This is a genomic window from Mycolicibacterium aurum, from assembly GCF_900637195.1.
Classification (GTDB): Bacteria; Actinomycetota; Actinomycetes; order Mycobacteriales; family Mycobacteriaceae; genus Mycobacterium; species Mycobacterium aurum.
Map to the genome: position 1 here is coordinate 1,852,676 of NZ_LR134356.1, position 22,990 is coordinate 1,875,665.

At 67.4% G+C, this 22,990-nt stretch carries 23 protein-coding genes and 1 tRNA gene; 13 read left to right on the forward strand and 11 right to left on the reverse strand.

The features are described from left to right. Window positions 1-3 precede the first annotated feature (3 nt). Complete coding sequence (locus tag EL337_RS08795; protein WP_048632377.1) at window positions 4-1,017, reverse strand: DNA polymerase domain-containing protein; 1,014 nt, start codon at window positions 1,015-1,017, stop codon at window positions 4-6. Window positions 1,018-1,120: 103 nt separating this feature from the next. Between EL337_RS08795 and EL337_RS08800 the strand changes: the two genes are divergently transcribed. From EL337_RS08800 to EL337_RS08810, 3 genes are all read left to right on the forward strand, one after another. After that, window positions 1,121-3,169 (forward strand): TRAP transporter permease, encoded by a 2,049-nt coding sequence (locus EL337_RS08800; protein WP_048632378.1) that lies wholly within the window; start codon window positions 1,121-1,123, stop codon window positions 3,167-3,169. Further along, window positions 3,166-4,200, forward strand: a complete 1,035-nt coding sequence (locus EL337_RS08805; protein ID WP_370737150.1) for a TAXI family TRAP transporter solute-binding subunit — start codon at window positions 3,166-3,168, stop codon at window positions 4,198-4,200. Before EL337_RS08800 ends, EL337_RS08805 begins: the two co-directional genes overlap by 4 nt. 160 nt (window positions 4,201-4,360) lie before the next feature. Further along, window positions 4,361-7,207 (forward strand): MMPL/RND family transporter, encoded by a 2,847-nt coding sequence (locus EL337_RS08810; protein WP_048632424.1) that lies wholly within the window; start codon window positions 4,361-4,363, stop codon window positions 7,205-7,207. On the opposite strand, the gene EL337_RS08815 is transcribed toward EL337_RS08810, so the two are convergent. Both EL337_RS08815 and EL337_RS08820 read right to left on the reverse strand, forming a co-directional pair. Beyond that, window positions 7,191-7,889 carry an HAD family hydrolase gene (locus EL337_RS08815; RefSeq protein WP_048632379.1) on the reverse strand — a complete coding sequence of 233 codons (699 nt, stop codon included), beginning with the start codon at window positions 7,887-7,889 and terminating at the stop codon, window positions 7,191-7,193. The two genes, EL337_RS08810 and EL337_RS08815, sit on opposite strands and share 17 nt — an antisense overlap. Window positions 7,890-7,895: 6 nt before the next feature. Then, window positions 7,896-8,336, reverse strand: a complete 441-nt coding sequence (locus EL337_RS08820; RefSeq protein ID WP_048632380.1) for a hypothetical protein — start codon at window positions 8,334-8,336, stop codon at window positions 7,896-7,898. Between the two features lie 115 nt (window positions 8,337-8,451). On the opposite strand from EL337_RS08820, the gene EL337_RS08825 reads away from it, so the two are divergent. Then, on the forward strand, window positions 8,452-9,402 hold the full coding sequence (locus EL337_RS08825) for a DUF808 domain-containing protein (protein ID WP_048632381.1): 951 nt from the start codon (window positions 8,452-8,454) through the stop codon (window positions 9,400-9,402). On the opposite strand, the gene EL337_RS08830 is transcribed toward EL337_RS08825, so the two are convergent. Continuing rightward, on the reverse strand, window positions 9,396-11,336 hold the full coding sequence (locus tag EL337_RS08830; protein ID WP_048632382.1) for a DUF1214 domain-containing protein: 1,941 nt from the start codon (window positions 11,334-11,336) through the stop codon (window positions 9,396-9,398). The two genes, EL337_RS08825 and EL337_RS08830, sit on opposite strands and share 7 nt — an antisense overlap. A gap of 135 nt (window positions 11,337-11,471) precedes the next feature. Beyond that, a complete protein-coding gene (locus EL337_RS08835; protein ID WP_048632383.1) occupies window positions 11,472-11,666 on the reverse strand; it encodes a hypothetical protein in 195 nt (64 codons plus the stop codon). Window positions 11,667-11,781: 115 nt separating this feature from the next. Between EL337_RS08835 and EL337_RS08840 the strand changes: the two genes are divergently transcribed. Both EL337_RS08840 and EL337_RS08845 read left to right on the forward strand, forming a co-directional pair. Then, the gene (locus tag EL337_RS08840) at window positions 11,782-12,153 is read left to right on the forward strand and encodes a hypothetical protein (RefSeq protein ID WP_048632425.1); all 372 of its coding nucleotides are present in this window, start codon (window positions 11,782-11,784) and stop codon (window positions 12,151-12,153) included. A gap of 56 nt (window positions 12,154-12,209) precedes the next feature. After that, window positions 12,210-12,809, forward strand: a complete 600-nt coding sequence (locus tag EL337_RS08845; RefSeq protein ID WP_048632384.1) for a GNAT family N-acetyltransferase — start codon at window positions 12,210-12,212, stop codon at window positions 12,807-12,809. Between the two features lie 47 nt (window positions 12,810-12,856). Here EL337_RS08845 and EL337_RS08850 read toward each other — a convergent pair whose 3' ends face one another. The 6 genes from EL337_RS08850 to crcB (EL337_RS08875) form a co-directional block, all read right to left on the reverse strand. Further along, window positions 12,857-14,116 (reverse strand): IS30 family transposase, encoded by a 1,260-nt coding sequence (locus tag EL337_RS08850; protein WP_235666611.1) that lies wholly within the window; start codon window positions 14,114-14,116, stop codon window positions 12,857-12,859. Window positions 14,117-14,207: 91 nt separating this feature from the next. Next, on the reverse strand, window positions 14,208-15,788 hold the full coding sequence (gene mbtM / locus EL337_RS08855) for a long-chain-fatty acid--ACP ligase MbtM (RefSeq protein ID WP_048634559.1): 1,581 nt from the start codon (window positions 15,786-15,788) through the stop codon (window positions 14,208-14,210). Continuing rightward, on the reverse strand, window positions 15,785-16,069 hold the full coding sequence (locus tag EL337_RS08860; protein ID WP_048634560.1) for an acyl carrier protein: 285 nt from the start codon (window positions 16,067-16,069) through the stop codon (window positions 15,785-15,787). The genes mbtM and EL337_RS08860 overlap by 4 nt, the downstream gene beginning before the upstream one ends. Window positions 16,070-16,109: 40 nt before the next feature. Further along, window positions 16,110-17,132 (reverse strand): putative PII-like signaling protein, encoded by a 1,023-nt coding sequence (locus tag EL337_RS08865; protein ID WP_048634561.1) that lies wholly within the window; start codon window positions 17,130-17,132, stop codon window positions 16,110-16,112. Then, complete coding sequence (gene crcB / locus EL337_RS08870; RefSeq protein WP_048634562.1) at window positions 17,129-17,497, reverse strand: fluoride efflux transporter CrcB; 369 nt, start codon at window positions 17,495-17,497, stop codon at window positions 17,129-17,131. Before crcB (EL337_RS08870) ends, EL337_RS08865 begins: the two co-directional genes overlap by 4 nt. Then, window positions 17,497-17,916: a fluoride efflux transporter CrcB gene (gene crcB, locus EL337_RS08875; protein ID WP_048634563.1), complete on the reverse strand. Its 420-nt coding sequence runs from the start codon at window positions 17,914-17,916 to the stop codon at window positions 17,497-17,499. The genes crcB (EL337_RS08870) and crcB (EL337_RS08875) overlap by 1 nt, the downstream gene beginning before the upstream one ends. A gap of 63 nt (window positions 17,917-17,979) precedes the next feature. Here crcB (EL337_RS08875) and pgm point away from each other — a divergent pair, with 63 nt between their 5' ends. From pgm to EL337_RS08910, 7 genes are all read left to right on the forward strand, one after another. Continuing rightward, on the forward strand, window positions 17,980-19,611 hold the full coding sequence (pgm, locus tag EL337_RS08880; RefSeq protein WP_048634564.1) for a phosphoglucomutase (alpha-D-glucose-1,6-bisphosphate-dependent): 1,632 nt from the start codon (window positions 17,980-17,982) through the stop codon (window positions 19,609-19,611). Further along, window positions 19,608-20,876 carry an MFS transporter gene (locus tag EL337_RS08885; protein WP_048634565.1) on the forward strand — a complete coding sequence of 423 codons (1,269 nt, stop codon included), beginning with the start codon at window positions 19,608-19,610 and terminating at the stop codon, window positions 20,874-20,876. Before pgm ends, EL337_RS08885 begins: the two co-directional genes overlap by 4 nt. A gap of 53 nt (window positions 20,877-20,929) precedes the next feature. Beyond that, window positions 20,930-21,005: transfer RNA gene (locus tag EL337_RS08890), tRNA-Ala, on the forward strand. Between the two features lie 45 nt (window positions 21,006-21,050). Further along, window positions 21,051-21,308, forward strand: a complete 258-nt coding sequence (locus EL337_RS08895) for a DUF3297 family protein (protein WP_048634566.1) — start codon at window positions 21,051-21,053, stop codon at window positions 21,306-21,308. A gap of 160 nt (window positions 21,309-21,468) precedes the next feature. After that, window positions 21,469-21,945, forward strand: a complete 477-nt coding sequence (locus EL337_RS08900; RefSeq protein WP_126316543.1) for a hypothetical protein — start codon at window positions 21,469-21,471, stop codon at window positions 21,943-21,945. Continuing rightward, window positions 21,935-22,516: a DUF6529 family protein gene (locus EL337_RS08905; protein ID WP_048634567.1), complete on the forward strand. Its 582-nt coding sequence runs from the start codon at window positions 21,935-21,937 to the stop codon at window positions 22,514-22,516. The genes EL337_RS08900 and EL337_RS08905 overlap by 11 nt, the downstream gene beginning before the upstream one ends. Window positions 22,517-22,539: 23 nt before the next feature. After that, on the forward strand, window positions 22,540-22,980 hold the full coding sequence (locus tag EL337_RS08910) for a QcrA and Rieske domain-containing protein (protein ID WP_048634568.1): 441 nt from the start codon (window positions 22,540-22,542) through the stop codon (window positions 22,978-22,980). The last annotated feature ends 10 nt before the right edge of the window (window positions 22,981-22,990 follow it).

Consider the following 22,990-nt stretch of genomic DNA (forward strand, 5'->3'; position numbering starts at 1 on the left):
GCACTACGCGTTCCGCTCGCTTGTGTCGGATTGCTCGCTCCGCTCGCTTGTGTCTGATTGCTCGCTCCGCTCGCGGCGGGCCCTGGCACGGCGTTTCCCCTCGTGCATCGCCGCCACCCGAGCCACCGGGATCGTGCGGCCGTGGTGGATCAGATCGGCGGGCAGCCGCTGCGGCGCCGGCATCTCCGTCGTCCACGGGTCGGGATCGGTCAGCGCATCGAGCGCGGTGTGCACGGTGAAGTCAGAGGGGTGCACCCGATCCAAATCCGACCACGCCACCGGGAAGGACACCGGCGTGCCGGGCCGCAAGCGCGGGCTGTAGGCCGCTGCCACGGTGGCACCGCCCGCGCGGGTGGCGTCGACGAACACCTTGCCGGCGCGGTCTTCGACGATGAATGCCGTTGTGGCCACGGACCGATCGAGAGCTTCGGTGCGCGCGGCCAGCGCCCGGGTGGCAGCTGCCACGTCGTCCACGGGTGCCGTGTCGTCGATGGGGACGAAGATGTGGATCCCGCGCGACCCGCTGGTCTTCACGGCGCCGGCCAACCCGCAGGCCTGGAGAGCCTGGCGCACCATGTGCGCGACGGCGACCACGGCGGCGAAATCGTCACCGGAGGGCGGGTCCAGATCGAGGATCAGGTGCGTCGGGCGGTAGATGTCGTCGGCCAGGCCGAGCGCCGGGTGGTATTCGACGGCGCGCTGATTGGCCAGCCACAGCAGCGTGCGGCGGTCGTCGCAGAGTGCGTAATGGATCTCGCGGTGGGACGCCTCCGCCCAGATCGGCACTGTGCGTACCCACTCGGGGGTGTATTTCGGCACGTTCTTCTGCATGAACGGAGCCCGGCCGCGCAGCGCCCGCAACGCGGTCAGCGGCCGGCCGGCAAGCACCGGCAGCATGCGGTCGGCGACGGCGTCGAGATAGTCGACGAGGTCGCGTTTGGTGGCGCCCGCATCGTCGGTCAGGTGCTGGTCGAGGTTGGTCAGCTCGACACCGGCGCGCTGCTCTCCGGGGCTCATCCGTCCAGCCTACGGGTGCAGGCCCTACGACAAATGTGCTCCGGCAACCGAAGTCAGGATTTCGCCGCGGGTGCAGTGATCGCCGCATAACGTTGAGATCCCTATGGACCGGAGCCCATCGGGTGAGCCCGGCGACTCGCCGACCGCGGTCGCCGCAACGCCACCGTCTGCCGCGACCGCGGAGCCGCCGGCGGCAGTGCAGGTGGACGACCAGGAGAAGCCCGGCCGTGAATTGCGCGGTTGGACGCACCGTCTGGTCGCCTGCGCGGCCTTCGGCGTGGCGATTCTGACCATCTGGCAGGTGTTTCGGCCGCTGCCGCAGGGCAGCCAGTACTACCTCATCGTGTTCCTGGCCGGCTCGCTGCCGCTGGTTTACCTGGTCTACCGGTCCGGTATGGGCAGACTCGACCCGGACGATCACCCGGGACCGCTCGACTGGATATTGGCCGCCGCGACGCTGGTGGTATGCCTGTATCCCGTACTGCCGCTGAGCATCGGCTCCGGCGGAGGTGGCTACAACGCCTTCTTGGACCGCCAGGGCTTGCTCGAGCCCACGGACGTGGTGATGGGCACGCTGCTGCTGGTGCTCATCCTTGAGGCGTGCCGGCGTACGACCGGCTGGGCCCTGCCGATCGTCTGCGCAGTCTTTCTGGCCTACGGCTACTACGGCGGCCTGTTGCCGCAAGGCTGGGCGATCGCGCACGCCGGTCTCGATTTCGACCAGATCATCGACGCGCTCTACAACTCGGGCAGTGGATTCTTCGGAACCCCACTGGATGTCGCGGCGACCTACATCGTGCTGTTCACCATCTACGGCGCGGTGCTCGAACTCTCCGGTGGTGCCCGGTTCTTCGTCGAGCTGTCGGTGGCATCCTTCCGTCGATCACGCAGCGCCGCGGGCCGCACCGCCGTGGCGTCCGGCTTCCTGCTCGGGACCGTGTCCGGTTCGGGCACGGCGACGGCTGTCAGCGTCGGCGCGGTCACCTGGCCGATCATGCGGCGGGCGGGCTACACACCGGAGCGGGCGGGCGGTGTGCTCGCAGCAGCCGGCGTCGGCGCACTGCTGTCACCGCCGACTCTGGGCGCTGCGGCGTTCATCGTGGCCGAATACCTCGAGGTGTCCTACCTGACGGTGCTGGGCTGGGCGATGATTCCCACTGTCCTGTACTACCTGGGCATTCTGCTCGCCGTCGAGATCGACGCGCGCCGCTTCGGGATGAAGGCAGCGCACCTGGACACCCAGTCGCCGTGGAAGTTGCTCGCCCGCTTCGGATATCACTTCTCGTCGCTGATCGCGATCGTCGTGCTGCTGGCCGTCGGGATGTCGGCGACCAGAGCTGTGGTGTACGCGACCGCGCTCGCGTTCGTCCTGTCGTTCCTTGACCGACGCGGGCGACTGACTCCGCGCCGGTTGTTCGACGCGCTCAGCGGCGGTGTGCGCGGAGTGCTCCCCGTCGTCGCGGTGTGTGCCGCCGCCGGCGTGATCACCGCGATGACCACCAAAACCGGTCTGGGCGCCCAGTTTTCGTCGGTGCTGGTGGGCGGGGTGGACGCACTCACCGACAATCGCACCCTCATGCTGGCGTTGACGGCGGTCTTCGCCGCCGTGGCGCTGGCGTTGCTCGGCCTGGCGATACCGGTGACCGCGTCGTTCGTCATCGGCTGGGTCATCATCGGACCGGCACTGCTGGCGCTCGATGTGCCCGCACCGGCAGCGGCGATGTTCGTCTTCTACTACTCGGTGCTGTCGGAGGTCACGCCGCCGACGGCGCTGGCGGCCGTCGGCGCCTCCGCCGTGACCGGCGGGCGGGCCATCCCGACGATGTGGCAGACCTTGCGCTACGCGGCGCCGGCGTTCCTGGTGCCCATCGCCTTCGTTGTGACCGGTCCCGGAGAGTATCTGCTCGCCCGCGGGCCGGTGCTGGGCGTCATCTGGGCGTCCGCGGTGGCGTGCGTCGGTATCGTCGCGCTCTCGTTCGCGGCCGGCGGCTGGGCGCTCGGCGTCGGGGCGATGGGCCGCATCGCCCGAGTTCTCACCGCGATTGCCGCGCTGCTGCTGCTCTTCCTGGACCCCGTCACCATCGCGGCGGGGTTCGCGTGTCTGCTCGCTGCAGTCGCGCTCACCTTCATCGACAAGAGGAGACCGACATGAGGATGACGGACATGAGATGTGCGACCAGGGTCGTCGCGGGGTTCGCCGCGCTGGCGCTCACCGGGGCGGCGGCCACGGGCTGCGGTGGCAGACAGGACGCACCCAGCGCCGACTCGGGAGGCGACATCACCTGCGAGGTCAGCTCCGACACCCGGGTGAGCATCGCCACCGGCAACTCGACGGGCGTGTACTTCTCGCTGGGCAATGCCTATGCCGAGCAGGTTTCGGCAGCCACCGACGGCAGGGTGAAGGCGACCGCGGCGGAGACAGGTGCCTCGGTGCAGAACATCCAGCAGCTGGTGAGCGGCAGTTACCAGCTGGCGTTCTCGCTCGCCGACACGGCTGCCGACGCCGTCGAGGGCAAGGCGGGATTCGAGGGTGACAAGCAGCCCATCCAGGCGATCTCGCGGATCTATCCCAACTACACCCAGGTGATCGCCAGGAAGGACAGCGGCATCGCGTCCGTCGCCGACATGCGGGGCAAACGGGTGTCGACCGGCTCGCCCGGATCCGGCACCGAGGTCATCGCCAACCGGCTGCTGGAGTCGGCGGGGCTCAATCCGGCCTCCGACGTGGCCGCGCAACGGCTCGACCTCACCAAGACCGTGGACGGTATGAAAGACGGCTCCATCGACGCGCTGTTCTGGTCGGGTGGCCTGCCGACGCCGGGCATCACAGACCTGCTCACCTCGGCGCGCGATGAGGTGGCGTTCGTCGACATCTCGCCGCAGTTGGCCGCGATGTCCGAGATCAGCCCGGCCTACGAGGAGGGCGTCATCCCGGCCGCCACCTATCAGCTGCCCGCCGACGTCAAGACGATCGTCGTGCCGAACCTGCTTCTGGTCCGCGATGACATCGACGCGAACCTTGCGTGCGTGCTGACCAAAACGCTGTTCGAGAAGAAGCCCGAGCTGGAGCAGGTGATCAGCGCGGCCAAGGGCATCAACGTGGAAACGGCGCGGGACACCGAGCCGGTTCCGTTGAATCGCGGCGCCGAATACGCACTCGATCAGCTGAACCCGGCGAAGTAGCGGGCCCGGTCCCAACCGCAGGTCAAGCTGTGAAAACGCTGTCAACAGGCGATTGACAGCGATGGTTTGACGGGCTAGATGTATGACACGCGAGGCGCGGAGTGTCACGCGTGCGGCTTCTCTGTGGGCCGAGTCGGGCCTGAACGGGGGGCGGTGGAACGTGGCGCATGCCGGGCGGTCGGGAATCGGCAGGGTCATCCGTGTACTGGCGGTACCCATCGTGCTGGGCTGGGTGTTGCTCACCGTGCTGACGAATGTCGCGGTCCCGCCGTTGGAGAAGGTGGGCGAGGCACACACCGTCGGGCTCAGCGCCAAAGACGCACCGTCGATGGTGTCGATGCAACGGGTCGGCGCCAACTTCGACGAGTTCGACTCCGACAGCACCGCGATGATCGTGCTCGAGGGCCGGGCTCCGCTGGGCGACGCCGCGCACCGCTACTACGACCAGCTCATCGACAAGCTGGAGGCCGACACCGCCAACGTGCAGCACGTCGCCGACTTCTGGGGCGACCCGCTGACCGCGTCCGGCGCCCAGAGCACCGACGGCTTGGCGGCCTACGTCCAGGTGTACCTGCACGGCAATCAGGGGGAGCCTCGGGCCAACGAAGCTGTCGCAGCGGTGCGCGAGATCGTCGCGCAGACCCCGGCGCCCGAGGGCGTACAGGCTTATGTGACCGGTGGAGCACCGCTGGTCGCCGACCAGCACAGTGCCGGGGACAAGAGCGTCTTCCGGGTCACGCTGATCACGTTCGGCGTCATCGTGATCATGCTGCTGATCGTTTATCGATCCGTGGCCACGATGGTGCTGACCATGGTGATGGTGTTCATCGAGCTCGGCGCGGCACGGGGGATCGTCGCGTTTCTCGCCAACTACGAGATCATCGGCCTGTCGACGTTCGCGACCAGCCTGCTGACCCTGATGGTGATCGCCGCGGGAACCGACTACGCCATCTTCGCGATCGGCCGATACCAGGAGGCCAGGGGAGCGGGCGAGGACCCGGAGACCGCGTACTACACGATGTTCCGCGGCACCGCGCACGTCGTGCTGGGTTCCGGGCTGACCATCGCGGGCGCGATGCTGTGCCTGAGCTTCACGCGACTGCCGTACTTCCAGACCATGGGTGTGCCGTGTGCAGTGGGCACGTTCGTGGCGGTGATCGCCGCGCTGACGCTCGGCCCGGCGGTGATCACGATCGGCAGTCGCTTCGGGCTGTTCGACCCGAAGCGGACCATCAGGTCGCGCGGATGGCGGCGCGTCGGTGTCGCGGTGGTGCGCTGGCCGGGTCCGGTCCTGGCGGCGACGATGGCGCTGGCGCTCGTGGGTCTGCTCACATTGCCCGGTTACAAGACCAATTACGATGCGCGCGACTATCTTCCCGAAGACATCCCCGCCAACGTCGGGTACGCCGTCGCCGACCGGCACTTCGGCACCGCACGGATGAACCCGGAACTCTTGATGGTCGAGAGTGACCACGACCTGCGCAACCCGGCGGACTTCCTCGTCATCGACAAGATCGCCAAGGCCATCTTCCGGGTGCCCGGCGTCGCGCGCGTCCAGACGATCACCCGGCCGGACGGAAAACCGATCAAGCACACCACCATTCCGTTCGCGATGAGCAGGCAGGGCACCACGCAGCGGCTCAACGAGAAGTACATGCAGGACCGGATGGCGGACATGCTGGTCCAAGCCGATGCGATGCAGACCAACATCGACACGATGACGAAGATGTCGGCGCTGATGACGCAGATGTCCGCGGTCACCCACGAGATGGTCACCAAGACCAAGTCGATGACCATCGACATCGTCGAACTACGGGACCACATCTCCGATTTCGACGACTTCTTCCGGCCGGTCCGTAACTACTTCTACTGGGAGCCGCACTGCTTCGACATCCCCGTGTGCTGGGCGATGCGGTCGGTGTTCGACACCCTCGACGGAATCAATCCTCTGACCGACGACATCCAGGAGCTGGTACCGGAACTGGAACGCCTCGACGCGTTGATGCCGCAACTGATCGCGTTGCTGCCCAGTCAGATCGAGACGATGCGATCGATGCAGACGATGATGCTGACGCAGTACCAGACGCAGAAAGGCCAGCAGGACCAAGGCGCGGCGATGTCAGAGGACGCCGATGCCATGGGAGACGCGTTCGACGACTCGATGAACGACGATTCGTTCTACCTGCCGCCGGAGGCGTTCAACAACGACGACTTCAAGCGCGGCATCGAGAACTTCATCTCCCCGGACGGCAAGTCGGTGCGCTTCATCATCAGCCATGAAGGCGATCCGGCGACGGTGGAGGGCATTTCGCAGATCGTGCCGATCAAGACCGCGGCGAAGGAGGCGATCAAAGGTACTCCGCTGGAAGGGTCGAGCATCTACATGGCGGGCACCGGCGCCACCTACAAAGACATGAGCGACGGTGCATTCTACGACCTGCTGATCGCCGGAATAGCCGCAGTGACACTGATTTTCATCATCATGCTGATCATCACCCGCAGCATCGTCGCGGCCGCCGTGATCGTCGGCACCGTCCTGCTCTCCCTCGGGGCGTCGTTCGGCCTCTCGGTGCTGCTGTGGCAGCACATCCTCGGGCTGGAATTGCACTGGATGGTGCTACCGATGTCGGTGATATTGCTGCTGGCGGTCGGTTCGGACTACAACCTGCTGCTGGTGTCCCGGTTCAAGGAGGAACTGCCCGGCGGGCTGAAGACCGGCATCATCCGGGCGATGGCAGGCACCGGCTCGGTCGTGACATCGGCCGGTCTGGTGTTCGCCTTCACGATGGCGACCTTCGCGTTCAGCGACCTGAAGGTGATGGCACAGGTGGGTACGACGATCGCGCTGGGGTTGCTGTTCGACACCCTCATCGTGCGCTCGTTCATGACCCCGGCGGTGGCGGCGCTGCTCGGACGCTGGTTCTGGTGGCCGCAGAAGATTCGCACCGAGGCCTCGCGGCGACGACTCGCGGCGCTCACAGGGGACCCGGTTACCGCGGGTCGCTGACCCGCCGCGCCAGCTCGCCGAGCAGCGTCGAGTCGACGTTCGCCAACAGGTCGCCCGGATCCTCGAACACCGCCGTCGCGCCCGCCTCGCGCAGCTCGGCCGGTGACACGCCACCGCTCTGCACCCCGATCGACGGCACGCCGGCCCGTTTCGCCGCCTCGCAGTCCCACACCGCGTCGCCCAGGAACACCGCGTCCTGCGCACCGACGCCCGCGCGCTCAAGCGCGATCTGCACGATGTCGGGTTTGGGCTTCGCGGTATCGACGTCCTCCGACGACGTCACCGCCGAGATGGCGTCCTCGCAGTCGAGAATCTCGCGCAGGGTTGCCAGCTCGTCCTCGGGGGCCGACGTTGCCAGCACCACCTGCAGGCCGTGACCCGCAACCCACCTCAGCAGATCACGAGCCCCCGGCAGAGGCGCCAGCAACGAGGTCGTCTCCTGGTAGAACTCGCTGTGGAGGTCCTTGAGACGGTCGAGCACGTCCTGTCCGGCGTCGCCGCTCAGGGTGCGTACCAGCGTCGTGCCGTCCATCCCGATGCAGCGGTGGATGCGCCACCCGTCGACGGGCACCCCTTCGGCGTCGAAGGCGCGCAGCCACGCCGTCACATGGAGGTAATTGGAGTCGACCAGCGTGCCGTCGACGTCGAAAAGTACCGAGGGCGCTCTTGAGTCAGAACTCACCCGGGGTCAGGGCACCGGGATGTTGATGGTGGGTCCGCCGGGGATCGAACCTGAGCCGCCTCCGGGCCCACCGGTGATCGTGGGTCCGCCGGGGATGGAGCCGCCGCCGCCGTCGGGTCCGCCGCCGCCAGTGGGTCCGCCGGGGATGGAGCCGCCGCCGCCGTCGGCGTCGCCGCCACCGGTGGGTCCGCCGGGAATGGAGCCGCCGCCACCCTCAGGCCCGCCGGCACCGCCGGGCGCCGGGGTCTCACCCGGAGCACCCGAGGTGGGGGCCTCGGTCGCGGTCGGTGTGGTGGTCGTCGGAGACATGGTCGTCTCGGTCGTGCTGGTCTCTGATGTGGTCGTCGTGGACTCGTCGCCACTGTCGCTGCTGCCGCATCCCACGGCGAGCGCGAGTACTGCAGCGCTGCCGGCTGCGACGAAAGCGGTTCTCACTGGAGTCTTCATGGGCCACCTTGCTGTCGAGGAACGTCAGCGGGGTTACCACGAAGCCGCAGGCCCAAACTCCCGGCCGGTTGGGTACCCTTCGGTCCATGACCGCCTCTGCAATCGGAGTTTCCCGATGAGTGCGGGTCTGTTCGCGCTCCTCGACGATGTCGCGGCGCTGGCACGGCTGGCCGCTGCGTCCGTCGACGACATCGGTGCCGCCGCAGGCAGGGCCACCGCCAAGGCGGCCGGCGTGGTGATCGACGACACCGCGGTCACCCCTCAGTACGTGCACGGCATCGCTGCCGAACGCGAACTCCCGATCATCAAGCGCATAGCGCTGGGCTCGCTGCGCAACAAGGTCCTCTTCATCCTGCCCGCCGCGCTGCTGCTGAGTCAGTTCGTGCCGTGGCTGCTGACCCCGATCCTGATGCTCGGCGCAACCTATCTGTGCTTCGAGGGAGCCGAGAAGGTCTGGGGCATGATCCGCGGCAGCGACTCGCATGCGGCCCCCGTCGCGGCGGCGGGACCGGACGCCGAAAAACTGATGGTGACCGGTGCGGTCCGCACCGACTTCATCCTGTCGGCCGAGATCATGGTCATCGCCCTCAACGAGGTGGCTGACCAGTCGTTTGTACCGCGGCTGCTCATCCTGCTCGTCGTCGCCGTCGTGATCACTGCGGTCGTGTACGGCGTCGTCGCCGGCATCGTGAAGATGGACGACATCGGCCTGAGCCTCACGCAGCGCTCCTCGGCTTTCGCGCAGAAGGTGGGTCGCGGCCTCGTCGCCGGCATGCCGAAACTGCTCTCGGCGCTGTCGGTCGTCGGCACCGTGGCGATGCTGTGGGTCGGCGGGCACATCCTGCTCATCGGGGCTGACGAACTGGGCTGGCATGCGCCCTACGCGCTTGTCCACCACGGCGAGGAGTACGTGCACCACGTGGCAGGCGTGGGAGGTGCGCTCGCCTGGTTGGTCAACACCGCCGCGTCAGCGGTGATCGGGCTCGTGGTGGGCGCGATCGTCGTGGCGGTCGTGCACGTGCTGCCGTTCGGCAAGAAGAAGGACGCGCACGCGACCGCTCACTGAGGCGTGCCGAATCGCGTGTCGAACCCGGCCTTCCGTGCGGACAACTGCGCTGCGCGCTGCGCCGGGGTGACGTATGTCGTCGTCGTCGGCAGCACCGCCGGCAGGTCCGACAGCGCGACGAGCTGCGACGTCAGTGTGGGCGTCACCGGCAATGTCAGGTCGAGGTCCTGGAACCGCATCGAGATCGTGCCCCTGTTCAGGCCGCCGGTCGACACCCAGTTGTAGACGCCGGGATCGGTCGGCGAGATGACGAACGTGTACGTGCCGTCCGGATTCGCGACCGCCTGGGCGTTGTTCAGGCTGGTCTGTTCGTCCCAGTAGTTGTCGGTGATCGTCCAGAGATCGGTCACCGGAACGGTGAAGTAGCGCGCATTGCCCGGCGTGACGGTGACGACGAGCGCCTGGTCATCGGCGAGTGCGAAGTACCCAGCGCTTTGCAACTGGGTGGCCAGGAACTCGGCGTTGCGGGTCGGGTTCCTCAGCACGTTCGGCGCGACACGCTCGCCGGTCTGCGGGTCCGTGGTGGCGACCTTGATGTACTTCGACTCCTGTCCCAAACCGAGCGCCATGATCACCGCGGTGAAGACGCCGCGCAGGATCGTCGGCGGCTTTTTCATCGGGGGGATGACCGACACCAGCGTCGTGAGTAGGGGGCTTCTGGTCACCATGGGCCCGAGACCAGGGATCGCGAAGCCACCGAGTTGGCTGAACAGGCTGTCGCGAGGTCCTGACTGGCGCTCGATGGACAGAGTCATCGGCGGCTGGGTGTTCCAGTCCGACAAGGTGTTTCGCACCGCGATCAGCGTGGTGTCGGCGGTCAACTGCAGGTGGTTGCGCTGCCCCTGGGCGGCGGGAGCACCGCTGACGGTGATGGTGAACGACCCGTCGGCGCCGATCTCGATCTGCCGGCCACTGAGGTTGTCCGCAGTGACGCCCGAAAGTCCGGTCAGCACACTGAAGTTGGTGTCTGCGGGCAGCGCGCCGGTGAAGCGACCCCTGATGACGTAGGTCGAGGTCATGTTCACACCCATGAAGCGATAGATCGTGTCCGGGTTGTCGTAGAGGATGCGCGACCCCCCGACTGCCCGTCCGTACCAGGTGTGTGGCGGTGCGACCTGGGTGACCACGGTCGGTGTCATCGGATTGAGCAGCTGCTGCTGGAACGCGGCGCCCATCGCGTACTCGTCGACGGCGCGCCCGAGCTGCCGGAAGTTCTCCCAGTCGGGTCCGCCGATCTCGCCGTACTGGCGGATCGCGGTCAGCAGCCACCCCACCTCGAGCACGCGCTGCATCAGCTGAACCGGCCAGGTCTTGACCGTCGCCGCGGCTATGCGTTCGGCCTCGAGTTGCTGTTCGGTGCCCAGCGGGCTGGAGTCCGCCACTGCTTTGGTGTTGACCTGCGTGTCGATCGGCGCCGCCGTCTGCTCAGACGGTGGCGCCGTATCAGGGGCGGGCTCCCGGCGCGGCGCCGCGCCGACCAGCGTCCACATCGCCGTCGACTCGGGACTTGCGGGTTCATCTGTCTCCGTGTCGGACTCATCGCTGTCGCGGCTGGGGCCGACGACGTCGATGGTGGCGCGTGTCTCCGAGCCCCGGGTCTTGGCGGCAGGAGAGGCGTCGTCCTGGTCGTCCGGTTCCTCGATGTCCTCGGTTGCGACCTCGTCGGCTCCCTCGGAGTCCTCGGCATCGGCTCGGGACGTGCTCGTCGGCCCGGATTCGGGTGTGCTCGCGCCGGCATCGCGGTCGGGGGATTCCGACTGCGAGGTCTGCGAGGTGTCTGAGGACTCGGAACCCGATGCGCCGTCGTCCGCCGCGGCGACCGCACTTCCGTTCGCTATGGCCGCGCCGATGCCGAGCGCGACGGCGAGCGCGCCGACACGGCCGACGTACCGCCCATGCCGCGAGGAGGGCATCTCCGGATGCTGAGGCGTCATTGCCACGTGAGCGACCCTTCCGTGCGTGCGATGAGCACCGCATGCAGCGCTCCCGCTACCCCCTGGCTGTACGGTAACGCCGCCGATCGCCGCGAGGTGTCGAACCGGCAAATAGGCGGAGCGCCGGACGAGCTGTCACTCTTGGCTGGTGGCACGGTCGCCGACGAATCCGAGCACGCGAGGATCGGTGCTGGTGAACCGTCCGACGCACTCACCACCGTCGCAACTCAGCAATTCGATCGTCACCGAGGATCGGGTGCGCCCGACCACCTGCCACACGGCGCCGGCCTCCTCCCAGCGCCGCAGTTCGGTGACCCGGTCGACGTCCACTGCTCCACAGTGTCACGTGGAATTCGGTGTCACCCGCGATTCGGCGTCACCTAGGATTCGGCGCGTGCAGGGTCTTCTCGCCGTTGCTGTGGCCGCGACCTTCGTGTGGCTCGGCATGGTGCTGGCGATCTCGTTCCTGGAGGCGCCGCTGAAGTTCCGCGCGCCGGGCGTGACGCTGCCGATCGGGCTGGGCATCGGGCGCCTGGTGTTCCGTGCACTGAACGTGTGCGAGGGCGTGCTCGCGGTGACAGCTCTGCTCGCAGCGTGGTGGGGAGACGCAGCCACCGTTGCGCTGGTGTCGTTGTCGACGGCTTCGGCGATGCTGCTCAGCCAGGTGGTGCTGATCCGTCCGGCGCTGTCCCGGCGCTCGGATCAGGTGCTGGCGGGCGCCGACGGGCCGCGGTCGCGGGCCCACGTCGCCTACGTCGCGTTCGAGGTGGTGAAGGTGATCGCGCTGGTGGCCGCGGGCCTGATGTTGCTGCGGTAGCGCGAAATACGTAGGCCGAACCTGTTCCACCTGCTCCGGTAGGCTCTGCGGTCACGATGACTGATGTGCTGCCGATCCTGCCCAGGGAGCTCACCGCGCCCAGCGATGAGGTACGCGCCGTCCCGGCCCCTCCGATTCCGCAACTGGCGCAGCCGTACCAGGTCCGGCTTGTCGACCCCGACGCGGACGCGGCGATGATCTCGGAATGGATGAACCGACCGCACCTGGCCGAGGCGTGGGAGTATGACCGGCCGGTCGAGTGGTGGCACGGCTACCTGCGGGCGCAGCTGGCCGGCACGTACTCGCGTCCGCTGATCGGAACCTTCCATGGCGAGGCGCACGCGTACGTCGAGGTGTACCGCGCCGCAAAGGATTCGATCGCGCCCCGGTACGACGCCGACCCTTACGATCTGGGTGTGCACGCGGCGATCGCCGATCTGAACATCGTCAACCGAGGGTTCGGTCCGCTACTGCTGCCGCGCCTGGCCGCGAGCCTGTTCGCGATCGAACCGGCCTGCCGGCGCATCATGTTCGATCCGGACCACCGCAACGCCGGAGCGCGCCGGCTGTGCGAGTACGCCAAGTGTGAGTTCCTCGGCGAGCATCAGATGGCCAACCGCCGGATGGCGCTCTACGCGATGAACCGACCCCACTAGCCTTCTGCAGCGACCGTGGGCCCTATGTACGGAATTGGTCGGCGGGTTCAAGGGGTGGATGCAACAGCTGGCGGTTTTGAGAGTAGTTCGTTGAGGGCTTCGGCGGGTGTTCTCCAGTTCAGTGTCTGGCGGGGTCGGCCGTTGAGTTCGGCGGCGACGTTGTCAAGGATGCCGGGACCGTGCAGCGAGAGGTCGGTCCCCTTCGGAAAGTACTGACGCAGTAGCCCATTGGTGTTCTCGTTGGTGCCACGCTGCCAGGGTGAGTGCGGATCGCAGAAGTAGATGTCGAGATCGGCTGCGGCGGCGATGGCGATGTGGTTGGCCATTTCCTTGCCCTGATCCCAGGTCAGAGAACGCCGTAGGTGCTCTGGCAGCTCGGTCATCTTCTCCACGATGGCGTCTTGGACTGCGACCGCACCGTGGTTGTCGGGCAGATGAAGCAGCATGACGAACCGGGTGGCGCGCTCGACCAAGGTGCCGATCGCAGATCCGGATGTGGTGCTGCCGATGATCAGGTCACCCTCCCAGTGCCCGGGCACTGCACGGTCGGCGACCTCGGCCGGGCGTTCGCTGATGTTAACCATGCCCGGGATCCGACCGCGGCGGGTCTCGGGCTGGCGCCGAGGCCGGCGAATGGCCCGCTTGGTCCGCAAGCACTGGTGCAGCTCACGGCGCAGCGATCCGCGCCCTTGGACGTAGATGGACTGGTAGATGGCCTCGTGTGACACCCACATCTCCAGATCGTCGGGGAAGTCGCTGCGCAACCGGCGCGCGATCTGGCGCGGACTATGACGCAGCTTCAACCGAGTCTGCACCTCGTCGCGCAAGGTGTCATTGGCGGCGAGCTTTCCTCGCTTGGGGCGTCGCGCCCGCCTCGCCGCCGACCGCTCACCAGCCAATGCGTCATAGCGCACCGTCGAGGTGCTACCGCTCTGGCGCGCACCGAAAGCCTTCTTGCGGCGGTAACCCGACTTGCGTCCGTCGTAGCGGTTCTCGACGTTATTGTCGAGTTCACGCTTGATCGTCGACGCCGCACGCCCGAGTCGCGCTCCGATCGAGCGCAGTGACTCATCACGGCCCACACCGACCTGAATTTGGATGCGCTCTTCGAGGGTCAGTCGGGGCTTGGGCCCCTCTATCTTCACCTCGTACACACGTTGTTTCACACCACCAGCGTCGGTCAGCCACTTCCGTGCCGCCCCCAGCGACACACCGACGGCGAAGGCAGCCTCAGCCGGATTGAGCCCCAACCCAATCTGCGCCCAGAACGCTTTCACCGTCGCCGGCTGAATCGCATGGGACCCCATCGCAACACTCCTCAATCAAAGGGTGTTGCATCCATCCCTTGAACCCGCCGTCTCTGATGTGTGCATGAGGCCCACGCTCGGATGCTCGCGGTCATATCCGTTGGGCCGCCACAGTGGCCTTGACCTCGAGTCGTCGCAGTTTGCCTGATGAGGTGCGTGGCAGCGCGCCGGGCGTCAGGAAGACCACTTCGGCGGGCACCACGCCGCACTGCGAGGCAATCCGTTGCACCACTTCGCTTCTCGCGCCCGACTCGTCGGGTCCCCGGAACTCCGCGGCCACCACCAGGCCCTGCCTGGCCGAGTCGGTCCCGGTGCTCACCGCGACGACGGCGCCTTCGCGCACGCCGCGCACCTGGGCGGCGACACGCTCGACCTCGCTGGGGAAGATATTGCGACCCGCGACCGTGATGAGCTCCTTGATCCGGCCGCACACCACCAAACCGGCATCGGTCAGGTAGCCCAGATCGCCTGTGCGGAACCACTCCTCGGGCCTGACGGGCTCCTGCCCCAGGTACCCCGACATCATCGACGTCCCGCGGATCTCGACCTCCCCGACTTCGCGGTCCCCGGCGTGCCCGGAGTCGCTGTACGGCGTGATCCGCACCTCCATGCCGGGGATCGGGGTGCCGAGCACGGCGTGGCGGTGCACGCGCGCAGTTGCTGGGTCGCGGACTTCATCGACGACCAGACCCGTGCCCGGCGTCGGGGTGGTGACCGCGCAGGTCGATTCAGCCAGCCCGTAGGAGGGTGCAGCCACCCTCGGGTCCAGTCCGAAGCGGGAGAGTTCGGTGAGGAACACCTCGAAGCCCCCGCAGTCGATCGGCTCGCCGCCGTTGAGGGCAAACCGCAGACTGCCAAGATCGACGTCGGGCACCCGGCGGGCGTACTTGCCTATCACCGAGTACGCGAAATTCGGTGCGGCCGTCAGGGTTGCGCGACTCTCCGAGAGCCAGCTCAGCCACCGGAACGGTGACGCGGCGAACGCGGCCGTCGGCGCCAGCCACATCTCACCGCCGGTGATCAACCCGGTGAGCAGGAACGTCAGGCCCATGTCGTGGTAGAGCGGCAGCCACGTCATGCCGACGTCGGCGGTGGCGTCCACGCCGGCGTGATCCAGCAGGGCGGTGACGTTGTTCATCACCGCGGCCGCCGACAACGCGGCGGTACGCGGTGTCCCGGTGGATCCTGCCGTGCCCTGTAGGACCGCCGGGACGCCTGCGGGGGCGGTCTGCCGGCGCAGCGTGGTGGACCGTTGCGTGTGCCCGATGGTCGACATGTCGTCAATGACAAGCGCGAAGGGGTTGCTGCGCAACAGGTCTGGATAGGCGCCGTGGGTCAATACCTGCGTGACGCCGATCCCCGAGAAACGCTCGGCGGTGGACTGCGCCCACTGCTGGTCGTCCGCACCTCGGACCGGGCTGGGCAGGATCGACAGTGACCTTCCGGCGAGCCAGACGCCCTGGATCGCGGCGATGAATTCGGCGGTGGGCTCGCCGACCAGTCCCACGGCGCCGTCGGGACCATCGAGAATGCGGTCGGCGACGTTCTCGGCGCGGACGTGCAGCTCCTGCCACGGATGGCGGACCCATTCTCCGGTGGTGCGGTCGAGCAGGACGAGATCATGCGTCGACGTCGTCATCGCCTGTGACACGGCGGTCGCGAGAGCGCTCACCGGTCCGCGGGCACCTTCGCCAGGATCGCCGACTCCAGATCGCCCACGGTGTCGCAGGTCAGCAGGTCCTCTTCCGTCAGCGTCACCCCCAGCTTGTCTTCGATGGCCACCATTCCGATCGCGAAGGCGACCGAATCCAGGCCGACGTCGTCGATGAGGCGGGAATCGCGCGTGATGCGTGCGACGTCGACCCTCAGGTCGTCGCGCAGGATCTCCGCGAGCGCTGCGCCGATGCCGTGCGGAGACGACGCGGGATGGGACGCAGGGTGAGACGGGGTCATGGCGGCAGAGGTTACCTGCTCAGCTAAAGCTAGGCTACCCTCACAAATCGAGGGTGCCGAGCCGCTGTCCGGCGTGGATCTCCAGCATTCCCTGCAGCGACTCGACGGAGACCAGCCCCTCGCGCTCGGTCAGTTCGGCGATGATGCGGTAGGTCGCGGCGATGTTGGGCGCGGTGTCGAGGATCACCGTCGTCACCGGAACGTGGCGGACCACCTGGAGGAACCGGTCACCCTGCGGGTGCTCGGTGCCGTGGAAGCCCCAGATCGCGCGCAACACGGTGGCGCCGCTGGCATGGTCGGAGTCCTTCAATCGCTGGATCACCGCACGATGGATGGGCTGATCCTGATACCGGGACGCTTCTGAGGTGTGCACGACCAGTTTCTGGAACCCGCCGGGTGCGGAGGCCGGGTCGGCCAGGGTGTGGCCGTTGTCTTTACACACCGTGACCGGACCGATCGTGAACAGCGCGTCGGGGAACATCGTCTGCAGCTCGTCGAGAGCTGCCGCTGCCTGACCGCCGGTCCCGATGCCGACGATCGACAGCGGTACATCGGCGTTGCGGCTGAAGAACCGAGCGCGTCGGCGCTGACCCCCTACCGTGCCGTCGACGCCGAGGTAGACGTCGGCGCGGGCGAAGCCACGACGGTGCAGCACCTCGCACACCGCCACATAACCGGGAGCGCCCGCGACGCGGTGTCGGCGGCCGATGTGCAGTGACAGCCGGACCGAGTCGCCGGTCTCGGTCAGCCCGGCGGGCAGCACGCGGCTGCGCTCCAGCGTGATGACGCCGCGCCCGACGAGATGGGACGCCTCGTCGGCGATTGCGGTGATCCGTTCGGCGGTGTCGACCGCGGCGATGGTCACCGGTGGATCTTCGGACAGGCTCAGCGACCGGTCGCTGCGCGTCACGTTGGCCGGTCCGAAGCTGGCGATACCGCGCAGCATCACGCTGGTGGCCACGCCCCGGTCCGCGAACAGATCCAGAAGCGCCTCGGCGAGGAATCGGTCGCCGCTGCGCTGGCGCTCGGCGAAGTACGTCGTCATCGTCAGGATCTCGGTCATACCCACGCACCCACCGTCTGGCCCAGCAGCGCAGCCGAGAGGCCGAGAACGACGCTGAGCGCAATGTTGCCCAGCGCCGACCAGAGTTGACGTTCCTCGGCCAGGCGGTGCGTCTCGAACATCCACGTGGAGAACGTCGTGTAGGAGCCGACGAACCCGGTCCCGGCCAGCAGCGCGACGTGCGGAGGAAGGGCCAGGCCGGCGAAGAACCCGAGCAGCAGCGCCCCGCTGGTGTTGACCACGAGGGTGCCGTACGGAAACGATCCGGACGTCCGCCGGGATATCGCCTTGTCGACGGTCAGGCGGCAGACGGCGCCCAGGCCCCCCAGGGCGCACACTCCCACCCAGACCAGCACCGTGCTCATCAGATGTACTGCTCTCGGCGTCCGGGGCGGACCAGCCTGACCCGGCGCACCAGCGCCGTCCCCAGGTACACCGCGACCAGCCCCGCAGCGATGCTTGCGGCGAGGTATCCCACCGCGAGGCCGTAGTGGCTGTGCTCGATCATCTTGAGCGTCTCGACCTGCATGGTGGAGAACGTGGTCAGACCGCCGCAGATGCCGGTGCCCAGAAACGGCCGCCGATAGCTCGACAGTGGTAGCCGCTCCAGCAGCCGGGTGACGAACACGCCCAGCAGGAACGCGCCGACGATGTTGACGACGAAGGTGGGCCACGGCCAGTGTCCGGGATCGGGTGCGGCGAGCTCTTCGAAACCGGCGCGCGCGAGGGTGCCGACCGCGCCGCCGGCGAACACCGCGGCCAGTTCCCGCCGGTCGAGCGCCATGGGTGAAAAGTATGCCCATCCCAGGCGTGCTGTGGGGGAGGGGGAGGGAGCAGAATCAACACCATGGCGAATCCGCGTGCAGGCCAGGTGGCTCAACCCGACGATCTCATCGACGTGGCGCAGGTCGTGACGGCGTATTACGCCGTCGATCCTGACCCCGACAACGTGGACCAGCAGGTGGCCTTCGGCACCTCCGGTCATCGCGGATCCAGTGTGGACGCGGCGTTCAACGAAGCCCACATCCTGGCCACGACGCAGGCCATCGTCGAGTACCGGGCCGCGCAGGGGACCACCGGCCCACTGTTCATCGGACGGGACACCCATGCGCTGTCCGAACCGGCCTGGGTGTCGGCGCTGGAGGTGCTGGCTGCCAATGATGTTGTCGCCATGATCGATACGGCGGATCGGTACACCCCGACCCCCGCGGTCAGCCATGCGATCCTGGCGTTCAACCGAGGCCGTGACACCGCGCTGGCCGACGGCATCGTCGTGACCCCGTCGCACAACCCGCCCCGCGACGGCGGGTTCAAGTACAACCCGCCCAACGGCGGACCCGCCGACACCGACGCCACCGGTGTCATCGCCAAGCGGGCCAACGAACTGCTGCGCGACGGCCTCAAGGGCGTCAAACGGGTTCCGCTGGCACGCGCTCTCGGCACCGTGCAGCGTCACGACTACCTGAACGCGTACGTCGCCGACTTACCCAACGTCGTCGACATCCACGCGATCAGCGCCGAAGGCATCCGGATCGGCGCGGACCCGCTGGGCGGCGCCAGCGTCGACTACTGGGGTGCGATCGCCGAACAGCACAACCTGAACCTGACCGTCGTCAACCCGCTCGTCGACGCTACGTGGCGGTTCATGACGCTCGACACCGACGGCAAGATCCGGATGGACTGCAGCTCGCCGAACGCGATGGCCTCGCTAATCGCCAATCGCGACTCGTACCAGATCGCCACCGGCAACGACGCCGACTCCGACCGCCATGGCATCGTCACCCCCGACGGCGGCCTGCTCAACCCGAACCACTACCTCGCGGTGGCGATCGACTATCTGTTCTCCCACCGCCCGGAGTGGTCCGGCGACACCGCGGTCGGCAAAACGGCGGTGAGTTCATCGATCATCGACCGGGTGGTCGGCGGACTGGGGCGCAAGCTGGTCGAAGTCCCGGTGGGCTTCAAGTGGTTCGTCGACGGATTGATCGGTGGCGCCATCGGCTTCGGCGGCGAGGAGAGCGCCGGGGCGTCGTTCCTGCGCCGGGACGGCTCGGTGTGGACCACCGACAAGGACGGCCTCATCCTGGCGCTGCTGGCGTCGGAGATTCTGGCTGTCACGGGTTCGACGCCGTCGCAACGGTATGCCGAGCTGGCCGAGACGTACGGTGCGCCCACGTATGCGCGCATCGATGCTCCGGCCAACCGTGAGCAGAAGGCGCGGCTGGCCAAGCTTTCACCGGAGCAGGTGACCGCGACCGAGCTGGCGGGGGAGCCGATCACCGCGAAGCTGACCACCGCGCCCGGCAACGGTGCGGCCCTCGGTGGGCTCAAGGTGACGACGGAGAACGCGTGGTTCGCGGCGCGTCCGTCCGGTACCGAGGACGTCTACAAGATCTACGCCGAATCATTCCGCGGCGCTGAGCATCTCGCCGAGGTGCAGGAGGCGGCGCGCGACGTGGTCAACAAGGTCATCGCTTGAGTTCGACCACGGAGGGCGATTGTTCGAAGGCGACAAAGCAGCGGCTTCCGCGGGAAGTCTGGGTACTGGTCGTCGCCAACGTGGTGGTCGCGCTCGGCTACGGCGTGGTGGCCCCGGTACTGCCGCAGTATGCGCGCCACTTCGGTGTCAGCATCGCCGCGGCGACGTTCGTCATCACCGCGTTTGCCGTCATGCGGCTGGTCGGGGCGCCGCCGGCCGGGTTGCTCGTCCAGCGATGGGGGGAGCGGCCGGTCTACATCAGCGGCCTGCTGATCGTCGCGGTGTCCACGGCGGTCTGTGCGTTCGCCGAAACTTATTGGCAGCTCTTGCTGTTCCGCTCTCTCGGCGGAGTCGGGTCGGCGATGTTCACCGTGTCGTCGCTGGGTTTGATGATCCGGATCTCGCCCCCCGACGCGCGTGGTCGCGTCGCCGGACTGTTCTCGTCGGGCTTCATGATCGGCTCGGTGGGCGGGCCCATCCTCGGGACGCTGACCGTGGGCCTCGGCCTGGCCGCGCCGTTCCTGATCTACGGGGTCGCGCTGCTGGTGGCCGCAACCGTCGTGTTCGTCAGTCTGCGCAACTCCGTCGTGATCGGGGCCGCCGACGAGGAGGTGAATGCGCCGGTGCCGTTCCGGGCGGTGTTCCGGCACGCGGCGTATCGCGCCGCGCTGTTCTCCAACTTCGCGACGGGGTGGGCGTCCTTCGGGTTGCGCATCGCGCTGGTGCCGCTGTTCGTGGTGGAGGTGCTGGGCCGCGGTCCCGGCGCGGCGGGTCTGGCGCTGACGGCGTTCGCGGTGGGCAACATCTCGGTCGTGATCCCCAGCGGTTATCTGTCCGATCGTCTGGGCCGTCGCAAGCTGCTGATCTTCGGGCTGGCGCTGGCGGCGGTGTCGACGGCGCTGGTGGGGTTCACGACGTCCTTCCCGGTGTTCCTGGCGGCCGCCTATGTCGCCGGCGCGGCGACCGGGATCTTCGTCTCGCCGCAACAGGCCGCCGTCGCCGACGTGGTGGGCAATAAGTCACGCGGCGGGACGGCGGTCGCGACGTTCCAGATGATGGCCGACTTCGGCTCGATCGGCGGATCACTGCTGGTCGGTTTGATCGCGCAGTACACGTCCTACGGGTGGGCGTTCCTGATCAGCGGCATCATCCTGGCCATCGCCGCGGTGGGGTGGGTGTTCGCCCCGGAGACCCGGCCGCGACCGTCCGCGGAGCACACGCAGGCTCGTCCGCTGGGACCCGAGGCCGGAGGAGAAGTGCCGTGACCAGCGATTTTGAAGCCCCACCACTCGTGGTGTAACTTCGATGAGCACAACAAGGGGCTATGGCGCAGTTGGTAGCGCACCACACTGGCAGTGTGGGGGTCAGGGGTTCGAATCCCCTTAGCTCCACCAGGAAACAGGCAATTCAGGCCGACGCAGCACTCGACGAAAGCCATCATGTCCGAGGATCAGGTCACCGACGTTCCGCCCAATCACCTCTCCATAGATCCGAACAGCCCGTTCTACAGCGAAGAGGCGCTCCTGCGCGACGTGGGCATCCGGTTCAACGGCGTCGAGAAAACCAATGTCCACGAGTACGACGTGGCCGAGGGCTGGGTGCGTGTCGAAGTGCCCACCGCGAAGGATCGTCGCGGAAATCCCATGGTCATCAAGCTCAGCGGCACGGTTGAACCGTATTTTCGCTCTGAAACCTAGCGACGCGGTGATGGGGTCCCCGCTACTGCACGGATAGTCGTGGACGCTGAGGTCCCTCAGTTCGTGACGGCCTCGTGGTGATGAACTCTCTCGCAGTTCTCCATGCAATCTCTCTCCACTCTCCAAGTACTGCGTCGGGCTTCCCCGAATCATCGGTGCCATGACTACACGGAGAGTGATCGGCCCCGTCGCCACCATGGCAACGGTCGGCCTTGTCGGCGTCGGGTTGTGGCTCGCAAACGTGTCCCAGACGCCGGTGGCGCCGCCCCCGCAGATCGCGGACACCTCGGTGGCCACCGCAGTCACCGCACCGCCCGCGCCGTCGGCGATCCCGGCCCCGCAAACGTTTCCCGCACAGGCAAAGTATGTCGCGTCAATACCGGTCCGAGGACGCGTCCTGAGCGTCGACATCACCGTCGACGGTCGTACCGCCAAGGCCTATGCGTGCGACAACGCCGGAATCGAGACCTGGCTGTCCGGTCCCGCCATCGACGGTGCAGTCCGCCTCACCGGCAACGCCGGGGCCGACCGGCTGGACGGGCAGCTCCGCAACGGGTCGATCGTCGGAACGTTATGGGTCGGGGACCGCAGCTGGAAGTTCGACGCGGCACAGGTCGGTGCCGGCTATGCGAACTGAGGTCGCCGCCGAAACCACTCCGCTGCGCGCGCAGGCCTCCCGCGGCAGTCTCGGGTTGATCGCCGCCGTCACGGCGGGAGCGTTCGTCGCCGTGGGCCTCGGAGTCTTCGGGCGAGTGCACGAGCCGGCGTTCTTCGCCATCAACGTGGCCGGCTTTTCCAGCCCGACGGCTGTCAAATCATGGTTAGCGACGTTGTCGGTGGTCTTCGCCCTCTTCCAGATGGGTTCGGCCCTGGTCATGTACCGGCTCATGCCCAAGGGTCGCTTCCCAGTGTGGATCGTGCCCGCGCATGTGTGGTCCGGTCGGTTGGCGGTGTTGGCCAGCGTTCCCGTCGCCGTGCACTGCCTTTATGCGCTCGGGTTCGCCGGCCCTGACACCCGCGTGCTGTTCCACTCGTTGTTCGGATGCTTCTTCTACGGTGCCTTCGTCACGAAGATGGTCCTGCTGACTCGTAAAGGCCTGGCGGGCTGGGTGATTCCAGTCGCCGGTGGCGTCCTGTTCTTCACCCTGGTCTATGTGTGGCTGACCTCGGCACTGTGGTTCTTCCAGCTCAACGGCCTCACACTCTGAGCTTTCACCCAAAGGAATTCGTCATGACAGACATTGAGCTCCACCTCACCCGGCAGCAGTTCGTCGTCTCGGCGGGCCTGGCCGGTATCGCCTTCGGCGCTTCTGCGTGCGCCGGATATGGGCAGCCGGCCGCCGGCTCCGACGCCAACACCACTGCGGCTCAGACTGTTCCGCCCGCCGTGTCAGGCACCCCGGTCGCAGTGACGACGGACATTCCGGTGGGGTCGGGGGTCATCGTCGACGACGTCGTCGTCACCCAGCCCACGCCGGGGGTGTTCCGGGCATTCTCCGCCGTGTGCACCCACGCAGGCTGCGCACTCGCCGACGTGTCCGACGGAACCATCAACTGCCCCTGCCACGGGAGCAAGTTCAACCTCGACGGCACCGTTGCCAACGGACCCGCCACGCGACCGCTGGAGGGCAGGTCGGTCGCGGTCACCGGTGAGGCGATCACGGCGGGCTGACCCCGTAGAC

Excerpts from the sequence above, each read along its gene's own strand:
- EL337_RS08795 (WP_048632377.1), bottom strand. The coding sequence starts at position 1,017 with ATGAGCCCCGGAGAGCAGCGCGCCGGTGTCGAGCTGACCAACCTCGAC.
- EL337_RS08800 (WP_048632378.1), top strand. The coding sequence starts at position 1,121 with ATGGACCGGAGCCCATCGGGTGAGCCCGGCGACTCGCCGACCGCGGTC.
- EL337_RS08805 (WP_370737150.1), top strand. The coding sequence starts at position 3,166 with ATGAGGATGACGGACATGAGATGTGCGACCAGGGTCGTCGCGGGGTTC.
- EL337_RS08820 (WP_048632380.1), bottom strand. The coding sequence starts at position 8,336 with ATGAAGACTCCAGTGAGAACCGCTTTCGTCGCAGCCGGCAGCGCTGCA.
- EL337_RS08825 (WP_048632381.1), top strand. The coding sequence starts at position 8,452 with ATGAGTGCGGGTCTGTTCGCGCTCCTCGACGATGTCGCGGCGCTGGCA.
- EL337_RS08830 (WP_048632382.1), bottom strand. The coding sequence starts at position 11,336 with ATGACGCCTCAGCATCCGGAGATGCCCTCCTCGCGGCATGGGCGGTAC.
- EL337_RS08840 (WP_048632425.1), top strand. The coding sequence starts at position 11,782 with ATGGTGCTGGCGATCTCGTTCCTGGAGGCGCCGCTGAAGTTCCGCGCG.
- EL337_RS08845 (WP_048632384.1), top strand. The coding sequence starts at position 12,210 with ATGACTGATGTGCTGCCGATCCTGCCCAGGGAGCTCACCGCGCCCAGC.
- EL337_RS08850 (WP_235666611.1), bottom strand. The coding sequence starts at position 14,116 with ATGGGGTCCCATGCGATTCAGCCGGCGACGGTGAAAGCGTTCTGGGCG.
- EL337_RS08860 (WP_048634560.1), bottom strand. The coding sequence starts at position 16,069 with ATGACCCCGTCTCACCCTGCGTCCCATCCCGCGTCGTCTCCGCACGGC.
- EL337_RS08865 (WP_048634561.1), bottom strand. The coding sequence starts at position 17,132 with ATGACCGAGATCCTGACGATGACGACGTACTTCGCCGAGCGCCAGCGC.
- crcB (WP_048634562.1), bottom strand. The coding sequence starts at position 17,497 with ATGAGCACGGTGCTGGTCTGGGTGGGAGTGTGCGCCCTGGGGGGCCTG.
- crcB (WP_048634563.1), bottom strand. The coding sequence starts at position 17,916 with ATGGCGCTCGACCGGCGGGAACTGGCCGCGGTGTTCGCCGGCGGCGCG.
- pgm (WP_048634564.1), top strand. The coding sequence starts at position 17,980 with ATGGCGAATCCGCGTGCAGGCCAGGTGGCTCAACCCGACGATCTCATC.
- EL337_RS08895 (WP_048634566.1), top strand. The coding sequence starts at position 21,051 with ATGTCCGAGGATCAGGTCACCGACGTTCCGCCCAATCACCTCTCCATA.
- EL337_RS08900 (WP_126316543.1), top strand. The coding sequence starts at position 21,469 with ATGACTACACGGAGAGTGATCGGCCCCGTCGCCACCATGGCAACGGTC.
- EL337_RS08905 (WP_048634567.1), top strand. The coding sequence starts at position 21,935 with ATGCGAACTGAGGTCGCCGCCGAAACCACTCCGCTGCGCGCGCAGGCC.
- EL337_RS08910 (WP_048634568.1), top strand. The coding sequence starts at position 22,540 with ATGACAGACATTGAGCTCCACCTCACCCGGCAGCAGTTCGTCGTCTCG.